The sequence below is a fragment of the Citrobacter sp. Ce119 genome, from assembly GCF_030334525.1.
Classification (GTDB): Bacteria; Pseudomonadota; Gammaproteobacteria; order Enterobacterales; family Enterobacteriaceae; genus Citrobacter; species Citrobacter europaeus.
Map to the genome: position 1 here is coordinate 1 of NZ_JAOWDR010000058.1, position 19,613 is coordinate 19,613.

17 protein-coding genes are annotated in these 19,613 nt (G+C 53.1%); 7 read left to right on the forward strand and 10 right to left on the reverse strand.

What is annotated here, in order from left to right:
• The first annotated feature begins 282 nt into the window (after positions 1 to 282).
• Positions 283 to 1,341 (forward strand): alpha/beta hydrolase, encoded by a 1,059-nt coding sequence (locus OGV80_RS16695; RefSeq protein WP_286515212.1) that lies wholly within the window; start codon positions 283 to 285, stop codon positions 1,339 to 1,341.
• A 141-nt stretch (positions 1,342 to 1,482) separates the two neighbouring features.
• Positions 1,483 to 2,610 carry an MFS transporter gene (locus OGV80_RS16700; RefSeq protein WP_286515385.1) on the forward strand — a complete coding sequence of 376 codons (1,128 nt, stop codon included), beginning with the start codon at positions 1,483 to 1,485 and terminating at the stop codon, positions 2,608 to 2,610.
• On the opposite strand, the gene OGV80_RS16705 is transcribed toward OGV80_RS16700, so the two are convergent.
• A complete protein-coding gene (locus tag OGV80_RS16705; protein ID WP_087050470.1) occupies positions 2,607 to 3,107 on the reverse strand; it encodes an Lrp/AsnC family transcriptional regulator in 501 nt (166 codons plus the stop codon). The genes OGV80_RS16700 and OGV80_RS16705 overlap by 4 nt on opposite strands.
• An 84-nt stretch (positions 3,108 to 3,191) precedes the next feature.
• On the opposite strand from OGV80_RS16705, the gene OGV80_RS16710 reads away from it, so the two are divergent.
• Positions 3,192 to 4,364 (forward strand): MFS transporter, encoded by a 1,173-nt coding sequence (locus OGV80_RS16710; RefSeq protein WP_043016100.1) that lies wholly within the window; start codon positions 3,192 to 3,194, stop codon positions 4,362 to 4,364.
• A gap of 73 nt (positions 4,365 to 4,437) precedes the next feature.
• On the opposite strand, the gene OGV80_RS16715 is transcribed toward OGV80_RS16710, so the two are convergent.
• The 5 genes from OGV80_RS16715 to OGV80_RS16735 form a co-directional block, all read right to left on the reverse strand.
• Positions 4,438 to 5,502, reverse strand: coding sequence for an alpha/beta hydrolase (locus OGV80_RS16715; RefSeq protein ID WP_087053411.1), 1,065 nt, complete (start codon positions 5,500 to 5,502; stop codon positions 4,438 to 4,440).
• Between the two features lie 78 nt (positions 5,503 to 5,580).
• A complete protein-coding gene (locus OGV80_RS16720; protein WP_087053410.1) occupies positions 5,581 to 6,342 on the reverse strand; it encodes a carboxymuconolactone decarboxylase family protein in 762 nt (253 codons plus the stop codon).
• Entirely contained in the window at positions 6,320 to 6,796 is a 477-nt protein-coding gene (locus OGV80_RS16725) for a (R)-mandelonitrile lyase (protein ID WP_043016104.1), read from the reverse strand. Before OGV80_RS16725 ends, OGV80_RS16720 begins: the two co-directional genes overlap by 23 nt.
• Positions 6,797 to 6,860: 64 nt before the next feature.
• On the reverse strand, positions 6,861 to 8,318 hold the full coding sequence (locus OGV80_RS16730; protein WP_043016105.1) for a heavy metal sensor histidine kinase: 1,458 nt from the start codon (positions 8,316 to 8,318) through the stop codon (positions 6,861 to 6,863).
• A gap of 15 nt (positions 8,319 to 8,333) precedes the next feature.
• Entirely contained in the window at positions 8,334 to 9,014 is a 681-nt protein-coding gene (locus OGV80_RS16735) for a heavy metal response regulator transcription factor (RefSeq protein WP_087053409.1), read from the reverse strand.
• Between the two features lie 218 nt (positions 9,015 to 9,232).
• On the opposite strand from OGV80_RS16735, the gene OGV80_RS16740 reads away from it, so the two are divergent.
• Positions 9,233 to 10,282, forward strand: a complete 1,050-nt coding sequence (locus OGV80_RS16740) for a CocE/NonD family hydrolase (protein WP_410678756.1) — start codon at positions 9,233 to 9,235, stop codon at positions 10,280 to 10,282.
• A 255-nt stretch (positions 10,283 to 10,537) separates the two neighbouring features.
• Here OGV80_RS16740 and ychF read toward each other — a convergent pair whose 3' ends face one another.
• Entirely contained in the window at positions 10,538 to 11,632 is a 1,095-nt protein-coding gene (gene ychF / locus OGV80_RS16745; RefSeq protein ID WP_043016108.1) for a redox-regulated ATPase YchF, read from the reverse strand.
• Between the two features lie 115 nt (positions 11,633 to 11,747).
• The gene (pth, locus tag OGV80_RS16750) at positions 11,748 to 12,332 is read right to left on the reverse strand and encodes an aminoacyl-tRNA hydrolase (RefSeq protein ID WP_003020814.1); all 585 of its coding nucleotides are present in this window, start codon (positions 12,330 to 12,332) and stop codon (positions 11,748 to 11,750) included.
• A gap of 274 nt (positions 12,333 to 12,606) precedes the next feature.
• Between pth and ychH the strand changes: the two genes are divergently transcribed.
• The gene (ychH, locus tag OGV80_RS16755) at positions 12,607 to 12,888 is read left to right on the forward strand and encodes a stress-induced protein YchH (RefSeq protein WP_003833480.1); all 282 of its coding nucleotides are present in this window, start codon (positions 12,607 to 12,609) and stop codon (positions 12,886 to 12,888) included.
• A gap of 108 nt (positions 12,889 to 12,996) precedes the next feature.
• Here the strand turns inward: ychH and lysC are convergent, their stop codons facing one another.
• Positions 12,997 to 14,358, reverse strand: coding sequence for a lysine-sensitive aspartokinase 3 (gene lysC / locus OGV80_RS16760; protein ID WP_043016109.1), 1,362 nt, complete (start codon positions 14,356 to 14,358; stop codon positions 12,997 to 12,999).
• Positions 14,359 to 14,966: 608 nt separating this feature from the next.
• On the opposite strand from lysC, the gene OGV80_RS16765 reads away from it, so the two are divergent.
• Complete coding sequence (locus OGV80_RS16765; RefSeq protein ID WP_286515353.1) at positions 14,967 to 16,352, forward strand: diaminobutyrate--2-oxoglutarate transaminase; 1,386 nt, start codon at positions 14,967 to 14,969, stop codon at positions 16,350 to 16,352.
• Between the two features lie 15 nt (positions 16,353 to 16,367).
• Positions 16,368 to 17,831 (forward strand): pyridoxal phosphate-dependent decarboxylase family protein, encoded by a 1,464-nt coding sequence (locus OGV80_RS16770; protein ID WP_286515355.1) that lies wholly within the window; start codon positions 16,368 to 16,370, stop codon positions 17,829 to 17,831.
• A gap of 96 nt (positions 17,832 to 17,927) precedes the next feature.
• On the opposite strand, the gene dauA is transcribed toward OGV80_RS16770, so the two are convergent.
• Complete coding sequence (gene dauA, locus OGV80_RS16775) at positions 17,928 to 19,610, reverse strand: C4-dicarboxylic acid transporter DauA (protein ID WP_072033928.1); 1,683 nt, start codon at positions 19,608 to 19,610, stop codon at positions 17,928 to 17,930.
• Positions 19,611 to 19,613 lie beyond the last annotated feature (3 nt).

Below are 19,613 nucleotides of genomic sequence, written 5' to 3' on the forward strand. Positions count from 1 at the left end.
TTCTCCCTTTTCGCCATTGAAAAATCCCCCCGGAATGACAGCAAATTCAGTATTGATTTATAACAATATGGTATCAATCTTAGCAGTAATCGCCCTCTAATCAGCACTAATTCTGCTCACTATAATGAGCCCATCAAAACAAAGCACCGCAGCGTTGTCCGTCGGAAACCTGTATCTCTCTGTTGTTTTTTATGGGGATTTTTTATGAAAGCCTTCACCCGAACGCTAAAAACTACGATGCCGGCCATGCTGTTATTCGCATCATTAAGTGGAGCCTCAACAATGAGTTTTGCTGATTCAACCAATCCGAGTGCCCCTGTTTCCATGACAGATAAGTGGGACAAGACCTTCGCTGAGAGCCAGAAAGTCGAACATCGTAAAGTCTCGTTCCAGAATCGATATGGCATCACCTTAGTGGGCGATCTTTACCTGCCTAAAGACCGTGGCGATCGCAAGCTGGCTGCGATTGCGGTCAGTGGGCCTTTTGGCGCGGTGAAAGAGCAATCCAGCGGTCTGTATGCGCAGACGCTGGCGGAACAAGGATTTGTTACCCTGGCATTCGATCCCTCTTACACGGGGGAAAGCGGCGGCTATCCGCGAAACGTCGCCTCACCGGATATCAACACTGAAGATTTCAGCGCGGCAGTGGATTTCTTAGGGCTGCAAAAAGAGGTGGATCGCAATCGTATCGGGCTGCTCGGTATTTGCGGCTGGGGTGGCATGGCGTTGAACGACGCTGCGATGGATACCCGCGTCAAAGCGGTGGCTACCAGCGTGATGTACGACATGAGCCGGGCGATGGGCCATGGTGTGGGGGATGGCAAAGACCGTTATTCCACCGCCGACCGTCGTGCTGTTCTGCAATATCTGAATGAACAGCGCTGGAAGGATGCGCAGAGCGGCACGTTCGCACACGGCGGTCATGATATTAACGTCGACAGCAACGGTAAGGTCAGCGCGGGCGAGCGCGTTCTGCCAGAAACGCTGCCGGCAAATCCGCATCCGATACTGAAAGAGTTCTTCGATTACTATCGCATGCCGCGCGGCTTCCACGAGCGTTCCGTTAACTCGACCGGGGCGTGGACGGCAACGATGCCACTGTCGTTTATGAATATGCCGCTGCTGAGCTACGCCAGTGAAATCACCATCCCCACGCTTATTGTGACCGGTGAGAAAGCGCATTCACGCTATTTTGCTGAAGATGCTTTCAAGGCGATTGGCAGTAAAGACAAAGAACTGGTCGTGGTGCCAGGGGCAAATCATGTGGACCTCTACGATAACGTGGCCGGAAAAATACCTTTCGCGAAGTTCGAACAATTTTTCCAGACCAAACTGAAATAAACCCTCTCCTGAATTGATGCAAAGCCACCGGCCTCTGGCGGGTGGCTTTTATCCTGATCTTCGTGAAATTTCACTATGTCGACGCTAAACCAAACACCATCACATCCTCATCAGCGCGCATACTGGGGCGGTATTTTTGCCATGACCCTGTGCGTGTTTGTGCTGATTGCTTCTGAATTTATGCCCGTCAGCCTGCTCACGCCGATTGCCCGCGATTTAGGCGTGACGGAGGGGCTGGCAGGCCAGGGGATTGCCATCTCCGGCGCACTGGCGGTTCTGACCAGCCTGACGCTTTCAACGCTAGCAGGAAAGATGAATCGTAAATTCCTGCTGCTGGGAATGACGGTTCTGATGGCCGTATCGGGGCTTATTATTGCGCTGGCTTCCAGTTATCTGATGTATATGATCGGTCGCGCGATGATCGGTATGGCGATTGGCGGATTCTGGTCGATGTCTGCGGCAACGGCGATTCGTCTGGTGCCGCAGCAACAGGTCACGCGTGCGCTGGCGATTTTCAATGCCGGTAATGCGCTGGCGACGGTCGTGGCCGCGCCGCTGGGAAGCTATCTGGGTGCCACGGTCGGATGGCGAGGCGCTTTCTTGTGCCTGGTGCCCATCGCGGTGGTCGCCTTTATCTGGCAGTGCATCAGCCTGCCCAGTATGGATGCGAATAAAAGCCGCACGTCACCTGGCGATGTATTCCGCATACTTAGCCGCCGCGTGGTTGCGGTTGGCATGCTGGCCTGCGGCCTGTTTTTCATGGGCCAGTTTACGCTATTTACCTATGTGCGCCCGTTCCTGGAGACCGTGACGCGGGTTGATTCCTCAGGCTTGTCGTTGATTTTGCTGATTATCGGCGTAGCCGGTTTTATCGGCACGCTGGTTGTTTCGACATTCCTCAACAGAAAATTCTATCCCACGCTGATGGTCATACCCGGACTGATGGCCGTCATTGCCATCGGCCTGATGCTGACCGGGCATCACGTCTGGACGGTTTCTCTGCTGTTAGGCCTCTGGGGCATGCTGGCCACCGCTGCGCCAACCGGATGGTGGACATGGATTGCGCGTACGTTGCCTGATAACGCAGAAGCCGGAGGCGGGCTCATGGTCGCGGTGATTCAGCTCTCCATCGCCCTTGGATCAACGGCAGGAGGCATCGTGTTTGACCACCTCGGTTGGCAGAGCACGTTTGCCATGAGTAGCGTGCTGCTCCTTTGCGCGGGCGTACTGACCTTTTTTACCGCACGCCAGAAGGCCGGTGCGCGTTAATCCGGCGAGGGCCCGCGCTCCAGAAAAGTGGAAAGCGCAATATAGCTGCGTACGGAACGTACGCCCTCAAGGCTCTGAATCTCCATCAGGAAATTTTCCAGCGATTCGGTATCGGCGGCGCGTACTTTGATAAAGACGCAGCCGTCGCCGGCAACGGTATGCAATTCTTCCACCTCCTTGCGGCTGGTGAACTGCAAAAGGGCGCGCGTCGCCTGATAGCTACTGGTGTCGATAACCAGAAACGTTAACAGCGTCCGTCCCAGCTTGCAGCCATCCAGGACCGCCACGGTACCCTTGATCACCCCATCGCGCTTCAGTCGTTTTACGCGATCGTGAACCGCCGGGGCTGATAAGTTCACAATCTCACTCAATTCCGTGTAGCTGCGTCCTGCATCCTCTGCCAGGGCACTTAATATTTTTCGGTCAATGGCATCCAATTCCGCCGGTTTATGTCTTGTCTGCCGAATACCATCTTTTTCTTTATCAAATGCGCTCATAGGGCTTCTCAATCTGAATGAAAATATGAATATACTTAATTCTACCTAATATTATTAAGCCATAAAACGAATAATGGAGTTGCAATGCCTATCGCACTTTTCGCCCTCGCCGTGGGCGCATTTGGTATCGGCCTGACGGAATTTGTCATCGCCGGGATCCTGCCACAAATCGCAGCAGAATTTAGCGTCAGTATCCCGAAGGCGGGAATGATGGCGACGTCATACGCGCTGGGCGTATTTATTGGTGCACCGCTGTTAACGATTATTGGCGCGAGGATCCCCCGCAAGGCCATGCTGATTACGCTGGCGGGTATTTTTACGGTCGGTAATATCATTACGGCCATCGCGCCGACGATGGCGATAGCAATTGTCGGTCGTATTATTACCTCTTTTAATCACGGTGCCTTTTTTGGTATCGGCTCGATTATTGCCGCATCGCTGGTGGCACCCGGACGCCAGGCAAGCGCCATTGCCTTTATGTTTTCGGGGCTGACGTTAGCCAATCTGCTTGGCGTTCCGGTGGGTACGTGGCTTGCGCAAACCTTTAGCTGGCGGCTGGTATTCTGGATCATTGCTGGTATCGGGGTGCTGACGATGGCAAGCATAGCCGTGCTGGTTCCGCATATTGCGAAAGGCAAAGCTATTGCTTTACGCAACGAACTGAGAGCCTTTGTTGACCCGCAGGTGCTGCTGGTCATGGGGATCACGATTTTCGGTCCGGCCGCCTTTTTCACCTCGATTACCTATATTGCGCCAATGATGGTGCAGGAGGCCGGTTTCTCCTCAGGCGGCGTGGCAGGGTTAATGGTGCTGTTTGGTCTGGGACTTGCTGTCGGTAACTGGATTGGTGGACGCTTCGCTGACCGCTCTCTGTTTGGCACGCTGTTCGTTACCCTCGCGGCTCAGGGGTTGGTGCTGCTGGTCTTCTGGGCGGGTGTTGAAAGCCAGTGGGTTGCCGGCATCTCAGTCTTCCTGATGGCGGCCTTCGGCTTCGCGACGGTCTCACCGATTCAGAAACTGGTTATGGAGCGCGCCAGCCATGCGGGAGCCCCGACAATGGCGGCCTCGGTCAATATCGGCATGTTTAATCTGGGAAATGCGCTGGGGGCATGGGCCGGTGGGGTAACCATTGCTGCGGGTTTTGGACTGGCTTCTCCGAACTGGGCGGGCGCAATTCTGTCCTTCATTGCGTTGGGCCTCGCTGTTCTTGCATGGCAAAGTGCGCGTAAAGGTTATATTTTGCCGGTACTTGAATAAGTTACACAAGGCGATGAGCGCCCACTATGTGTTGGGCGCTCTTTTAAATGATTTAGGTGATTTTCTAAAACGGCTACTGCAAATTTTTCTCTTTCAAGAATTTACTCACCAAATCAGCAATCTGCACATTATTTAAATCAGAGAACGGGAAGTGGGTATTCCCTTTGATTCCCACTTCTGGCAGATGCGTCACAGTGACATCCCCGCCTTGCTTGTTCACCACATCACGCCATTCGCGAGCCATCGCCAGACGTACGCGCCAGCTGTCCTGCGCGGGCATGGCGACAGGTTTATCCGGTATGTTATCGCCGTAAATAATCAGAATCGGGATTTTGGTCAGAGCCATAAACTGCTCCATCGGCACTGGCTCACCCTTCAGTGTGTCGAACGCGCTTGGCATAGGGGCTGGGAGTTCTTTTTCCGGGAAGACAAAGCTGCTGCCAGGCTCGAAGGCGACAATGGCTTTGACCTTGTTGTTTTTCATCGCCGTGTACCAGCCTGGTCCACCGCCCTGAGAGTGGGTGAAGAGGATAGCGGGGCCGGATTTATCCACGACGGCGGACATCGCATCAGAGATGACATTGATATCAAACGGCCCGGTGTTCGGGGTCATCTGACGGAAATACTGATTCAGTGCTTCTTTGTCGTGAGAGAACTGAACGTCCTTAAAATACTCTGGCCACACGCCAACGCGGAACTGGTTGAACCACATTTGTTCATCCGGTTTAGGCGTAACCGTACCTTCTACCGTCGTGCGCCCGGCGCTGCCACGGCGTGGCTGATCGACAAGATAGGTTGAGAACCCGCGACGCAGGAATATGTTCTGGAAACCTTCACGACCATCCGGGGTACTTTCCCAGGTACGGGAGAACTGACCTGCGCCGTGCAGCATGACAATAGGGTATTTATGCGGATTCTCCGGGATCTGGTAGAACACAGACGCATGATCGCCATGCCAGGTTTGGCCAGCTGAATCCAGCGGCTTTTTCGCATCAAATGTTCCTGGGGCGGTAATGATGGTGCCACCAGCAGAAAAGCTTCCTTGTTCCTGAATGACCAGCGGCTCGGCATAGACCGACTGAGCCACCAGGCCACCCGCCATTACGCAGATGGCCAGCGTTTTTAAGATTGTCTTCAAGATTACATCCTCTGTTATGTTTGCCGTTCAATCATATCTGAGTTGTCAGCGGTAATTATTTAGCACCACTGATTGCCCTTAATTGCCATCGAGCGCCTGTTGCAGCGCCTTTTCTGCTCGCGTTGCTGCATCATTTTCGCCATGTTCACGCAGAACCTGTGCGAGCTGGCGCAGCTGCGACGCCGTCAGGCCGACCCGCATGCTTGCTCGCGTATGCGACAGCAGTTGTGATTCGACGCCCGGCGTGGCCGCTAATGCACCCACCGTTGCCAGCTCGCGGCTTTGCCAGTCGAGGTTATCGCGGGCGAAAATGTCACCGAAAAGATGCGTTTGCAGGAACTGGTTAATCACTGGGGCAAAATCAAACAGCGGACCCTGGACGGGAGCGCCTGAGATTTTCGTCTGGTTTGCGGTACCGACACGGCGAAGCTCATCCCCGACAGGGATGGTGGCGACCGGTTCTTGGCCCTCAGCATCTTTGATGCCACGTTGTTTACGTGCTTCGACGACCTTCATCAGTTCACTAAGTGCATTCAGGCTACGGGGGAAGCCCGTATAGGCATAAAGCTGGACGAGAATCTCTTTGGTTTCGTTTATCGTGAGCCCAGCGTCAAGACCCTGATTCAGGGCGGCATTCAGCTTATCCATCTGACTGCTGGCCATCGATGCGGCAATCAGCGGGATGGCCTGTTGGCGGGCTGACAGCGTATCTGAAACCGTTTGTTCGTGGTTCATTTCTGAGGCTCCTTTATTGACGGGCACAGCATGTGCCGCGAGACCAAAACCAAAGGTCAGCAGTACCCCTGCCGCTAATGCCTTAATGGGCGTGGTATTGTTCATCTGTCACTAACTCCTTCCAGTTAACGCTTTTGCCATCCACAATCCCGGTTATCGCCAGATGCGTCATCGCGCTGCCGGGGGCCGCCCCGTGCCAGTGTTTGACGCCCGCCGGGCAAGAGACAACGTCACCGGCGCGGATAACCTGCACCGGCTGGCCTTCTTGTTGGGTGAGCCCCACACCCGAGGTTACAATCAGCCGCTGACCTGCCGGATGCGTATGCCAGGCGGAACGAGCGCCGGGTTCAAACGTGACATAAGCCCCGGAAACAGGGATGTTGTTATCCGGTCTGAAGAGAGGATCAACCCGGACGCGACCGGTAAAGTTCTCGGCGGGTCCATATACCGCGTTCTGACTTCCTGCGGGGGTGATATGGACAGCGGGATTTTGCTCCGCTGCCCAGGATGAAAATGTAATCGGCAGTAACAGCCCGAGGTAACGTAAATGTCTGATCATGCAAAGCGTCCTTATCAATGAAGAGGGGATTGCCTGCGATGATTTTATCGAGAGGGTGATGACGTCAGGCTGACGCCCCCCTGACAATTCTGTCAGTTAACCCGGGTCCCGGCTCAGTGCCGGATTGAGCATTGCCCGCCGCTTTATCCGCTTGTATCGCAAAGGTGAGGCCAAATGTATTGATGCCACCTTCACTACGGGCAAAGACATCTCCCTTGTGCATAATGGCGACGGCACGCACGATCGACAGGCCCAGTCCATGGTGGGTATCACTCCTCGCCCGGGAGGTGTCAACGCGATATAACCGCTCGAAAAGCCGGTGTAAGTGCTCTGGTGCTATCGGATCGCCCAGGTTTGACACTTCAACACAGGCTTGATGACCGGTTTCGCTTAACCGCACCGTAACCGTGCTATTGGACGGCGAATGCCTTGCGCTGTTTTCCAGTAAATTAGCCAATGAGCGATGGAACAGACGTCGGTCGATGTGCGCGATCACGTCGCCCTGAACATCCAGAGAGAGCTGTTTTTCAGCAAAAGAAGGTTCAACGTACTCCGCTGTTTTCAGGGTTTCTTCTCGCAGCGACACTTGGGTCAACTGGGACGCATGTTCACCCGCGTGGGCATGGGACAGGAACAGCATGTCGTTAACGATAGACGCCATGCGTTCCAGTTCTTCCAGATTGGAGCCCAATAATTCTTCCAGTTCATCATGCGAGCGTCGGCGCGAGAGCCCCAGTTGCGTCTGGCCGATCAGATTCGTAAGCGGAGTCCGGAGTTCATGCGCAACATCGGCATTAAAGCTGTCGAGCTGTCGCCAGGCGACCTCTTGCCGTTCCAGCACGCCATTAAAAGATGATGCTAACTGCTGTAATTCGTCAGGTAATGCTTCGGTATTCAGGCGCTGGCCATGGTCTCCCGGTGCAAGATGCCGGGCCTGTTTACTGAGCGCCCCAACGGGACGAAGACCGATCCTTGAAACGATGTATCCCAGTAAAGCGACAATCACGACGCCCAGCGCGGTAATGATTAACAGCGTCCGGGTGAAGGCATTCAGTGTGCCCATATACGGCGTGGAGTCGATGGCAACGATATAGCGCAGCTCAGGCCTTTCACCGTTGGCGGGGATCGTTTTCACTAACAGAAACAGCGAGCAGGCACCTTCCGATGCGCCGGGCACTTTATTAAAGCCTTCCTGTAAAGAAGACCACTCAACACCCACCGGTGGTGTTCCCCCCATGCTAAAGCGTGGGTTATCGCTCACTATCCAGTAACGAACGCGTTCACCTTCAGAATTGGTTAACACGGTGAATTTATTGGCAAGCAGTGACCAGCCGTCAGCCGACGTTCGTGCGGTGATCCACGGACTCATCAATGACTCACGAAATAACAATTCGTTGTGCATCTGCTTTTGCAAAGAGTCATGCAAAGAGCTTCTGAGCAGGATGCCGATAACGGACACAATCAGCAGCGCGGATAAGGCAAACATCAGCGCCAGGTGAACGGAGATGGAACGCTCAGGCAAGCATATCCCCTTCATTTATTTGGACCGGACTTCGAGGACATAACCCATGCCACGAACGGTATGCAGCAGTTTGATATCGAACGGGGCATCCACTTTGGCTCGCAGGCGTTTAATGGCCACTTCAACCACGTTGGCATCGCTATCAAAGTTCATATCCCATATCTGCTCAGCAATCATCATCTTTGACAGGATCTCTCCCTGATGTCGGACCAGAAGGCTCAACAGGGAAAACTCTTTCGCGGTCAGTTCCAGCCGTGTTCCGGCGCGAAATACCCGACGCGCCAGCAGGTCGAGATGCAGGTCGTGAATTTGCAGTTGAGTGATGTCCACGCCATCCGTAGAACGACGACGCACCAGGGCCTGAATACGCGCCACCAGCTCAATAAGCGAAAAGGGCTTGGGCAGATAATCATCCGCGCCAAGACGCAGCCCTTTAACACGTTCATCGACTGAGCCGCGAGCCGAAAGCATCAGCACCGGCGTCTGTTTGGCTGCTCGCACATCCTCAAGTACCCGGTAACCATCCATCCCCGGCAGCATCACATCCAGTATTATCGCGTCGTAGTCGAACTCCAGCGCATAATGAAGACCTTCAGCGCCGTCTGCAGAGACATCTACCGTAAATCCGGACTCGCTCAACGCACGGTTGAGATAGGTTGACGTTTTTTCTTCATCTTCGACTAACAACAGGCGCATAACGGGACTTCCTCTTAGCTTTTCATCGGTGCTTCAATACCTGAACAACCCTGTTACTGAGACCATTTTGCCTTCTGATTGCCAACATAAAGCTGACGGTTACCTGACAAAAATGTTATTTCCGCGTCAGGATGCTGACAGCGCTCGCACCCTAATCTGAGCCTGCAAATTTAATCCGCGAGCCTGAATAACCAGGCCGACACTCATCGGGAGAGACCATGAAATTCACGCTTATCAGTGCAATGCTACTCACGGCTATGGCCGGAGTGACCTCAGCCAATGCGGCCGATTACAAAAAAAATCAATTCACGCTGGCCTATGACGGCGCCATCACTGAGAACGTCAAAGGCAAGGTCAACATTCACCCCGTGAAATACGATCTGCATGGCATCCAGATTGCTGCGAATGTCTATACCCCTGCTAACTACGATCCCGCCAAAAAATATCCTGCCGTGGTGGTGGCACATCCTAATGGCGGCGTAAAAGAGCAGGTCGCCGGGTTGTATGCCCAGCGTCTCGCCGAACAGGGCTACATCACGATTACCGCCGACGCGGCTTATCAGGGGGCTAGCGGTGGGATGCCTCGCAGCGTGGATAAACCCGCTAATCGCATTGAGGATATCCACGGTATGGCTGATTACATCAGCCAGTACCCCGGCGTAGATACCGCCCGCCTTGGTCTGCTGGGTATTTGCGGAGGCGGCGGGTATTCACTGGTAGCCGCCGAAACTGACAAGCGGTTCAAATCGATAGCGACCATCAGTATGTTTAATTCAGGCCTGGTGCGACGTAACGGTATGCAGGATTCACAGCTGGATACTATCCAGCAGCGTCTTCAGCAGGCTTCTGACGCACGCGCTCAGGAAGCTGCCGGAGGCGAAGTGCTTTACTCCGGCGATGCCAATCTGACTGATGAACAGATTGCTAAATTACCCTTTGCCTTATATCGCCAGGGCTACGAGTATTACTGGAAAACTCACGCCCACCCGAACTCTACGTTTAAATACACCACCAGCAGTCTGCTGGATTTGATGAGTTTTGACGTCACGGACCATATCAATCTCATCAATCAACCGCTGCTGATGATTGCCGGTACAAAAGCGGATACGCTCTATATGACTGAAGATGCGTTCGCGAAAGCCACCGGTACGAAGGACAAAGAACTCTTATTGATCGATGGCGCTACTCACATCGAGACTTATTGGGTTCCTGAGTACGTTGACCAGGCGATGCAAAAGTTAGATGTCTTTTTTGATAAAAATATTTAATCCGTATCTGTCGATACCCCGAGGGGTATCGACTTATTCAGTATTTATTGTTCAGCTTAACGAAACTGGGCAGAAAGATAATTACGCACATTAAATAGCCGCTATGAATTAAATTCATAAAACAATTGGGCATGTGATGGCTATGTTTACCTGAATAAGTCTGTGAAATGAAAAATCCACGCAATTGCGTGGATTTTATAGTTTTTAGTGATTCTTATGAGATGTATTGAGATCTCATGAGACAGCAGATTTTATTTAGACGTTGAACAGGAAGTTCATCACGTCGCCATCTTTAACGATGTAGTCTTTACCTTCTGCACGCATCTTACCGGCTTCTTTCGCGCCTTGCTCACCCTTGTAGGTGATGAAGTCTTCAAACGCGATAGTCTGCGCACGGATAAAGCCTTTCTCGAAGTCGGTGTGGATCTTACCGGCAGCCTGCGGAGCGGTCGCACCGACAGGGATGGTCCACGCACGGACTTCTTTCACGCCAGCGGTGAAGTAGGTCTGCAGGTTCAGCAGCTCGTAACCAGCGCGGATAACGCGGTTCAGGCCCGGCTCTTCCAGACCCATTTCAGCCATGAATTCTTCACGGTCAGCATCATCGAGTTCTGCGATGTCAGCTTCAACGGCAGCGCAAACGGCAACAACAACAGACCCTTCTGCCGCCGCGATTTCGCGCACTTTATCGAGGTATGGGTTGTTTTCAAAACCATCTTCGTTGACGTTGGCGATATACATCGTTGGCTTCAGCGTCAGGAAGCTCAGGTATTTGATGGCTGCTTTGTCTTCTTCGGTCAGCGTTTTCAAAGCGCGCAACATGCCGGCGTTTTCCAGCTGTGGCAGGCATTTTTCCAGCGCAGCCAGTTCCGCTTTAGCGTCTTTATCGCCGCCCTTGGCCTTCTTCTGTACGCGATGGATAGCGCGCTCACAGGTATCCAGGTCAGACAGTGCCAGTTCGGTATTGATAACTTCAATGTCGTCAGCCGGATCCACTTTGTTATTAACGTGGATGATGTTGTCGTTTTCAAAGCAGCGAACCACATGGCCGATAGCTTCGGTTTCACGGATGTTGGTCAGGAACTGGTTACCCAGGCCTTCACCTTTGGATGCGCCTTTTACCAGACCGGCAATGTCGACGAATTCCATCGTGGTTGGCAGGATACGCTGCGGTTTGACGATTTCGGCCAGCTGATCCAGACGCGGATCGGGCATCGGGACAACACCCGTGTTCGGCTCGATAGTACAGAACGGGAAGTTTGCCGCTTCAATACCCGCTTTTGTGAGCGCGTTGAACAGGGTAGATTTGCCTACGTTTGGCAAACCGACGATACCGCATTTGAATCCCATGTTTAAATCACCTTAATCTTTTGATATTCAACCTGTTATAGAAAACAGATTGTAGAAAAGTAAATAACTTTGCCTATTATACACAGCACGCGAGAAAAATGCCGCACATCGCTGCTTATTGCGCTTTAAAGGTGTGTAACCGGCTCGTTGCCTTGGTCAGGCCATCTTTGAATAAAATCTCGGTACAACGTGCCGCTTCGTCAATCGCTTCATCAATTAACTTCTGTTCTGAAACAGGCGGTTTGCCTAAAACAAATCCGACAACCTTGTTTTTATCGCCCGGATGCCCAATTCCGACGCGTAAACGATGAAAGTTAGGGTTATTGCCCAACTTACTGATGATGTCTTTCAGGCCATTGTGTCCGCCATGACCGCCGCCAAGCTTAAATTTGGCCACACCAGGCGGCAGGTCTAACTCGTCGTGTGCGACCAAAATTTCATCGGGATTAATTCGATAAAAACTGGCCATTGCGCCGACAGCCTTGCCGCTCAGATTCATAAATGTGGTCGGCACCAGCAAACGAACATCTTCCCCTTCGAGCGTTACTCTGGAGGTATAGCCGAAGAATTTCGGCTCATCGCGCAGGGGAGCGCGTAATCTCTCTGCCAGAAGATCGACATACCATGCGCCTGCGTTGTGTCGCGTTGCCGCATACTCTGCGCCGGGGTTCGCCAGGCCGACAATCAATTTAATCGCCACGTGTTTTGTCCTGAGTGTTTCCATAAACGACGTGTAGTTTACTGTCTGAGGCTGCTGTTGACAAAAAACTGCGTGCTACTCGCCAAAAGCTGAATAATTGCACAAGTGGACTATTAGAAATTGAGTGTGTTCAGTAGCTTATTTGTAAAGTTTTGTTGCGTGAGTGTTTGTAATTGTGATCGCTCCCGCACTTGCGAACGGCAGTGTTGTCTATACTTTACACATAAGGATTAGGGGTATTCCCTGTAACAACCCAAAGTTCCGGAGGTGACACATGAAACGCAAAAACGCTTCGTTACTCGGTAACGTGCTCATGGCTTTAGGGTTGGTGGTGATGGTAGGTGGTGTCGGTTACTCTATTTTAAACCAACTGCCGCAATTTAATCTGCCACAGTTTTTCGCACATGGTGCCGTGCTCAGTATTTTTGTTGGTGGTGTTCTCTGGTTGGCAGGTGCCAGAGTGGGTGGGCATGAACAAATCAGTGACCGTTACTGGTGGGTGCGCCATTATGACAAACGCTGCCGTCGCGGTGATACCAATCATCGTCATAACTAAATAAGTGCTGCGTTAAGAACACAAAGTCCTGGTCGAAAAACCAGGGCTCTGTTTGTTCATTACACTTGCATTAAACGCTCTTCTGTTCACTACCGAATATAAGAAACGTTATTCGAATAATCGATAATGTAACGCCTTAACCGCGCTATCCGCAGCTTCAGCCGGTAACAGAATGCTCAGGTTATCGTTTGACGCACCGTGGCAAATCATTCGCACCGTATGCTCTTCGAGCCAGGCAAAAACGTCTTTGCAAACCCCCGCAGCCTGGGTCAGTTGATTCCCCACCAAAGTGACTAATGCCAGTCCGGTTTCCACTTCCACACGACAGTGCGAGGACAATGCGGTAAACAATGCCGTGGTCAGCACATGGTCTTCACCTGAGGTTGCATGAGTGGCGTCCAGCGCCAACGCAATACTATTCTCTGAGGTTGTAACCAAATCCACCGTGACCGCGTGGCGAGCTAAAATGGCGAAGGACTGTGCCAGGAAAGAACAGAACGGCTGTGTCTCCAGACGATGTAATCGCAACAACGTCTGTTTACGGCGCACGGCAAGCGCACGGTAGCGCGGTGGATTATCGGTGGTATTGTGTACCAGCGTACCTCCGGCGGCAGTATCCTTACTGGAGCCTACAAAGACCGGAATGCTTTTACGCATTGCCGGGAGCAGCGTAGCCGGGTGGAGGACCTTCGCCCCGTAGGCGGCCATATCGCTGGCCTCGGAAAATGAGATGTGGTCGATGCGTTTGGCCCGCGGCGCAATGCGCGGATCGGTGGTGTAGATCCCTGCAACGTCGGTCCAGATGTCCACGCGTGTGGCGTGAAGCGCCTCACCGAGAAGCGTTGCCGTGTAATCACTACCGCCGCGTCCAAGCGTTGTGGTATGCCCAGCGGCATCACGGCCAATAAATCCCTGAGTCACCATAATCGCTTGCTCAAGACGAGGGCGCAAGTGTGTCTCCACCTGGTGGTGCAGGGTGCTAAGTTCGGGTTCCGCGCAGCCGAAGTTCGAATTGGTACGCATTACGCTGCGGGCGTCAAACCACCCGGCCTCAGCATGTCGTTCACGTAACACTTCAGTAAACAGCAAAGAGGACATCAGCTCGCCGTGACTAACCAAATCATCGCTTAGCGCATCGGACGGTGAAACCGTCGCCGTTTGCGCAAGATGACGAATATTGTTGAGAAGATTATCGATTTCCGTGCTGATAACGGACGGCTGCTTCAGGCGGGAAATAATGTTGTATTGGATGGCGCGTAAGGTCTCAAGCTTATCTAATTGTTGATGCGTTTCCAGACCTTCAGAAAGCTCGACCAGTAAGTTTGTGACGCCTGCGGAAGCAGACAGTACGACTAAACGGACATCGTGATCAGCAAGGACAATGCTGGCGCTTCGGTTCATCGCATCAAAATCAGCGACGCTGGTGCCGCCAAATTTGGCAACGACGGATGGTGGATAAATGCGAGTCATAACAATCTCATATCAGGGCGCCATAAAAGTATGGCTAGAAAATTTTCATTCTCGGCATAAGGGAACGACGTTCACCTTACGAAATGTCCGCCCGCGAACATTTCTGCTGACAACCCAGGGAATACCTGTTGTCGATAACGCGTGTCGCCTGTACGCGTTATCGGGTGCTGCGCATTAATTTTATCTACATAGCCTGTAAATAAGCGCGCCATACTAAGTGATTTATATTTAGGGATCGACTTTTTTATTCGATTTATCGATAAATAAGTGAAAAATCATGTCGTAACAAGAAAATGCGTACATTATTAATGGTAAAAACGTGTAAAAAAATAATAAAAACATGAAAATTCCATGGTTTTTATTACAACACAGGCGTTGCAACTGGGTACGGTTTTGTAAAATAAATAGCTATATTACTTTATGATTTCGTAATGTTGAGTGAGTGTTACGTTTTGAATTTTAAGGTAAAAATGCTTATTTAAGCGACGGGAAAATAAATGATTGAGTCCTGTGCTAAAACAACATATATTAGCCGCGCTTTTTTACAGGTAATCCTTATAACCATTTATTCAATCAGGCGTTAATCTACACCTGGTTGTAGGAGTGATATGATGACGGATAAAGTCCGTATTGATACTTTAAGTGCTAATTCATTACCACAGAGCAATGATACCTTTTTAGCAAGACAGGCTGAGTTTGAATCTAATGTCCGCAGCTATCCGCGTAAACTGCCATTGGCAATTGCCAAAGCACAGGGCGTCTGGATTACTGATGTAGAAAATAATCAATATCTTGATTGTCTGGCAGGCGCCGGAACTCTGGCGCTTGGTCATAACCATCCTGAAGTGCTGCAAAGCATTCAAAGTGTCATCACAAGCGGCTTACCGTTACATACGCTTGACCTTACCACGCCGTTAAAAGATGAATTCTCATCTTATTTACTTTCTTTATTACCGGGCCAGGGCAAAGAATATTGCCTGCAGTTCACCGGGCCGTCCGGCGCTGATGCCGTTGAAGCGGCGCTGAAGCTGGCGAAGAAAGTGACCGGACGTTCCAGCATCATTAGCTTCTCTGGTGGCTACCACGGGATGACGCACGGTGCGCTGTCCGTGACCGGCAACCTGTCACCGAAAGAAGCCGTCAGTAACATGATGGCGGAAGTGCAGTTTATGCCGTATCCGCATCAGTACCGCTGCCCGCTGGGTATCGGCGGCGAGGCTGGCGTGAAAGCATTAACCTACTACTTCGAAAACCTGATCAACGACGTTGAAAGCGGCGTGCGTAAACCGGCAGCCGTGATCCTCGAAGCGGTGCAGGGCGAAGGCGGCGTGAACCCGGCTCCGGTCGAGTGGCTGCAGCGCATTCGTAAAGTGACGCAGGAACACGGCATTCTGCTGATTATCGATGAAGTTCAGGCTGGCTTCGGGCGTACCGGTAAACTGTTCGCCTTCGAACACGCCGGTATTGAGCCAGACATCATCGTGATGTCCAAAGCGGTTGGCGGCGGTCTGCCGTTGGCGGTGCTGGGTATTAAGAAGCAGTTCGACGCGTGGTCTCCGGGCCACCACACTGGCACCTTCCGCGGTAACCAACTGGCGATGGCGACCGGTCTGACAACGCTGAAGATCCTCAAAGACGACAAGATTGCCGATAAAGTTGCCGCCCAGGGCGAGTGGCTGAAAGGCAAACTGGCCGACCTGCAGAAACGCTACCCGGTTATCGGCCAGGTGCGTGGCCTGGGTCTGATGATCGGTCTGGAAATCGTGAAGCCGGGCGAAGCGCAGGATCACATGGGCTGCTACCCGGCCGATGGCGAACTGTCCGCGCTGCTGCAGAAAAAATGCTTCGAAAACGGCCTGATTCTGGAGCGCGGTGGTCGCAATGGCTGCGTCCTTCGTCTGCTGCCGTCTCTGCTGATCACCAACGCTGAGCTGGAAATTTTCCTCGATAAATTCGAAAACGCCCTGCTGGGCGCTGGCGTGAAGCCGGTTTAAACGGAGTTGGATCGAATGTCAGACGTAAACCCGATTCTGTCCGGCTCGGCGCAAAGTATCGCTGCCTACCAGGACGCTATCGAGCAGAGTACGCAAGCCGTCGTTGAATGGTTGAAGCAGCCTGAGATGTATCAGGGCAAAACCGTTGAGCAACTGCGTGAACGTATCAACCTGAATTTTACGTCTCAGGGCCTGGGCAACCAGGCCGCTATTGAGCGTGCGGTTGAATACTTTCTGAAAGACAGCCTGTTGGTTCACCATGCGCAGTGCGTCGCGCACCTGCACTGTCCAAGCCTGGTGATTAGCCAGGCGGCGGAAGTGCTGATCAATGCCACCAACCAAAGCATGGACTCCTGGGACCAGAGCCCGTCGGCCACCATCATTGAGATCAAACTGATCGAATGGCTGCGTGAGCAGGTAGGCTACGGCGCAGGCGACGCGGGCGTATTCACCAGCGGCGGCACCCAGAGCAACCTGATGGGTCTGATGCTGGCGCGTGATGCCTTCTTCGCACGCCAGGGGCACTCCATTCAGCAGAATGGTCTGACCGGCGATCTGAGCAAAATCAAAGTGTTCTGCTCTGAAAGTGCGCATTTTTCCGTGCAGAAGAACATGGCGCTGATGGGGCTGGGCTACCGTTCCGTCACCCAGGTGAAGACCGATGCCTTCTCACGTATGGATCTGGCAGACCTGAAAGACAAGCTGGCCCAGGCGAAAGCCAACGGCGAGCAGGTGATGGCGATTGTTGCCACGGCCGGAACGACCGATGCGGGCGCAATTGATCCGTTAGCGGATATCGCGGCGCTGGCGGCAGAAAACCAGATCTGGATGCACGTGGATGCGGCATGGGGCGGGGCGCTACTGCTTTCTGAGAAGTATCGTCACTTCCTGAATGGCCTGGAGCTGGCGGATTCCGTCACCCTGGACTTCCACAAGCAGTTCTTCCAGACCATCAGCTGCGGCGCGTTCCTGTTAAAAGACGCGCGTCACTATGAGCTGATGCGCTATCAGGCGGCATACCTGAACTCTGATTTCGATGAAGAGGCTGGCGTGCCAAACCTGGTGTCGAAGTCGCTGCAGACCACACGTCGTTTCGACGCGCTGAAGCTGTGGATGGGCCTCGAAGCGCTGGGCAAAAAGCAGTATGCCGAAATCATTGATAACGGCGTAACGCTGGCGCGTGATGTGGCTGAGTTTGTGAAAACCCAGCCGCATCTGGAACTGGTGATGGAGCCGCAGCTGGCAAGCGTACTGTTCCGCTTCCGTCCGCAAAGTGACGACATGGCGTTCGTTGCGCTGCTGAACCAGCGTATTGGTGACGTTCTGCTGGCTTCCGGTAGCGCCAACGTCGGCGTGACCGAAGCAGATGGCGTCACCTGCCTGAAGCTGACGCTGCTGAATCCTACCGTGTGTCTGGAGGACATTAAAGTTCTGCTGGCAAGCGTGAAGGCAACGGCTGAGCAACTGCTGAAAGCCTAAGCAATAAGCTTGTTATAAAAATGGCTCCCACATGTGGGAGCCATTTTTTTTCTGTCATTTGTCGCCCCGGCGGCGCTTCGCCTGGCCGGGTTACGGTTAGATGATGTCTGCCAGCGCGGCGTCTTTATTCGGGAAGAAAGTCAGACGCCCGGCAATCGGCTGAATGCCTGCGCGCGCCATGGTACGTAGCGGCTGGAATTCCAGATTACTGATGCGTAATTCACAACCTTCCGGCAGCCGTTTTACAAAACGCTGGAAAGCATCCAGACCACCGGCATCCAGTACCGGGACCGCGTCCCACTTCAGGACCACGATGCGTTTACCTGCAATACGTGACTCGAGGTCGGTAAATAATCCTTCCGCAGCGGCAAAGAATAGTGGGCCAATGACGCGCAATACCAGCACATCGTCCGGTACGTCAACGTTGACCGGCGCCAGACGCGTCATGCGTGCAATACGACGCATAAACAGCAGAGAGGCGAGAACGATACCGACGCTGATGGCGATAACCATGTCGAACAGCACCGTCAGCGACATACACATCAGCATGACGATGATGTCGTCTTTCGGCGCATGACGCAGCAGATCCACCACTTTATGCGCTTCACTCATGTTCCATGCCACCATCAGCAGCAGAGCGGCCATGGCGGAAAGCGGCAACCAGGAAAGTAGCGGCGCAAGCACCAGCAGGGCAAGGATCACCAGAATCGCGTGGATAACCGCAGAGATCGGCGAGGTCGCCCCGGCGCGGACGTTTGCCGCAGAACGGGCAATTGCCGCTGTGGCTGTAATACCACCGAAGAACGGCGCGACGATGTTACCCAGTCCCTGACCAATCAGCTCGCTGTTAGCTTTATGTTTGGTGCCGGTCATCCCATCGAGTACGACGGCGCACAGCAGAGATTCGATCGCCCCGAGCATCGCCATCGAGAAGGCCGCCGGTAACAGCGCCTGTAACGAACTCCAGCTCAGGGTAAAGTTTGACTCCGGCATATTCCACGGTAATACCAACTGCGGTAGCAGCTGTGGGATACCATTGCCCTGTGAGCCATCAGCCAGAATGTAGTGGAACTGAGAGCCGATGGTGGCGACATGCCCGCCGGTGAGGTTCACGATCCCCATTACCGCACAGCCTGCCAGCAGTGCAGGAAGGTGACCCGGCAGTCGAATCCCCAGACGCGGCCAGAAAATCAGGATCCCCAGCGTCACTACGCCAATAGCGGCATCGCCAACGTTGATGGTCGGCAGGGCCATAAACAGCGCGCCGACCTTCTGCAGGTAGTGCTCCGGGACATGAGCCATCTGCAGGCCAAGAAAATCTTTAATCTGCATGGTACCGATGGTGATACCAATACCCGAGGTAAAACCTAACGTAACGGACACCGGGATATATTCGATCAGGCGACCAAAGCGGGCGAGGCCGAAAAGGATCAGGAATATCCCGGACATCAGCGTGGCAACCAGCAGGCCTGCCAGCCCAAACTGTTGCGACACCGGATACAGAATCACCACAAAGGCGGCGGTTGGACCTGATACGCTAAAGCGCGATCCCCCGGTAAGGGCGATGACAATCCCAGCGACGGCTGAGGTATACAGGCCGTACTGCGGCGCAACGCCACTGCCTATTGCCAGGGCCATCGCCAGCGGAATGGCAATGATCCCAACGGTAATCCCGGCGATCAGGTCGCGGGTAAAGCGAGAAGCGGTATATTTTTCTTTCCAACAAGCGTCGATGAGGGCGCGGAAAGGCATCACATGTGAGGAAAATAATCTGTTCACAAT

Excerpts from the sequence above, each read along its gene's own strand:
- lysC (WP_043016109.1), bottom strand. The coding sequence starts at position 14,358 with ATGACTCGCATTTATCCACCATCCGTCGTTGCCAAATTTGGCGGCACC.
- OGV80_RS16705 (WP_087050470.1), bottom strand. The coding sequence starts at position 3,107 with ATGAGCGCATTTGATAAAGAAAAAGATGGTATTCGGCAGACAAGACAT.
- ychH (WP_003833480.1), top strand. The coding sequence starts at position 12,607 with ATGAAACGCAAAAACGCTTCGTTACTCGGTAACGTGCTCATGGCTTTA.
- OGV80_RS16765 (WP_286515353.1), top strand. The coding sequence starts at position 14,967 with ATGATGACGGATAAAGTCCGTATTGATACTTTAAGTGCTAATTCATTA.
- OGV80_RS16710 (WP_043016100.1), top strand. The coding sequence starts at position 3,192 with ATGCCTATCGCACTTTTCGCCCTCGCCGTGGGCGCATTTGGTATCGGC.
- OGV80_RS16720 (WP_087053410.1), bottom strand. The coding sequence starts at position 6,342 with ATGAACAATACCACGCCCATTAAGGCATTAGCGGCAGGGGTACTGCTG.
- OGV80_RS16695 (WP_286515212.1), top strand. The coding sequence starts at position 283 with ATGAGTTTTGCTGATTCAACCAATCCGAGTGCCCCTGTTTCCATGACA.
- OGV80_RS16700 (WP_286515385.1), top strand. The coding sequence starts at position 1,483 with ATGACCCTGTGCGTGTTTGTGCTGATTGCTTCTGAATTTATGCCCGTC.
- OGV80_RS16725 (WP_043016104.1), bottom strand. The coding sequence starts at position 6,796 with ATGATCAGACATTTACGTTACCTCGGGCTGTTACTGCCGATTACATTT.
- ychF (WP_043016108.1), bottom strand. The coding sequence starts at position 11,632 with ATGGGATTCAAATGCGGTATCGTCGGTTTGCCAAACGTAGGCAAATCT.
- OGV80_RS16740 (WP_410678756.1), top strand. The coding sequence starts at position 9,233 with ATGAAATTCACGCTTATCAGTGCAATGCTACTCACGGCTATGGCCGGA.
- OGV80_RS16735 (WP_087053409.1), bottom strand. The coding sequence starts at position 9,014 with ATGCGCCTGTTGTTAGTCGAAGATGAAGAAAAAACGTCAACCTATCTC.
- OGV80_RS16770 (WP_286515355.1), top strand. The coding sequence starts at position 16,368 with ATGTCAGACGTAAACCCGATTCTGTCCGGCTCGGCGCAAAGTATCGCT.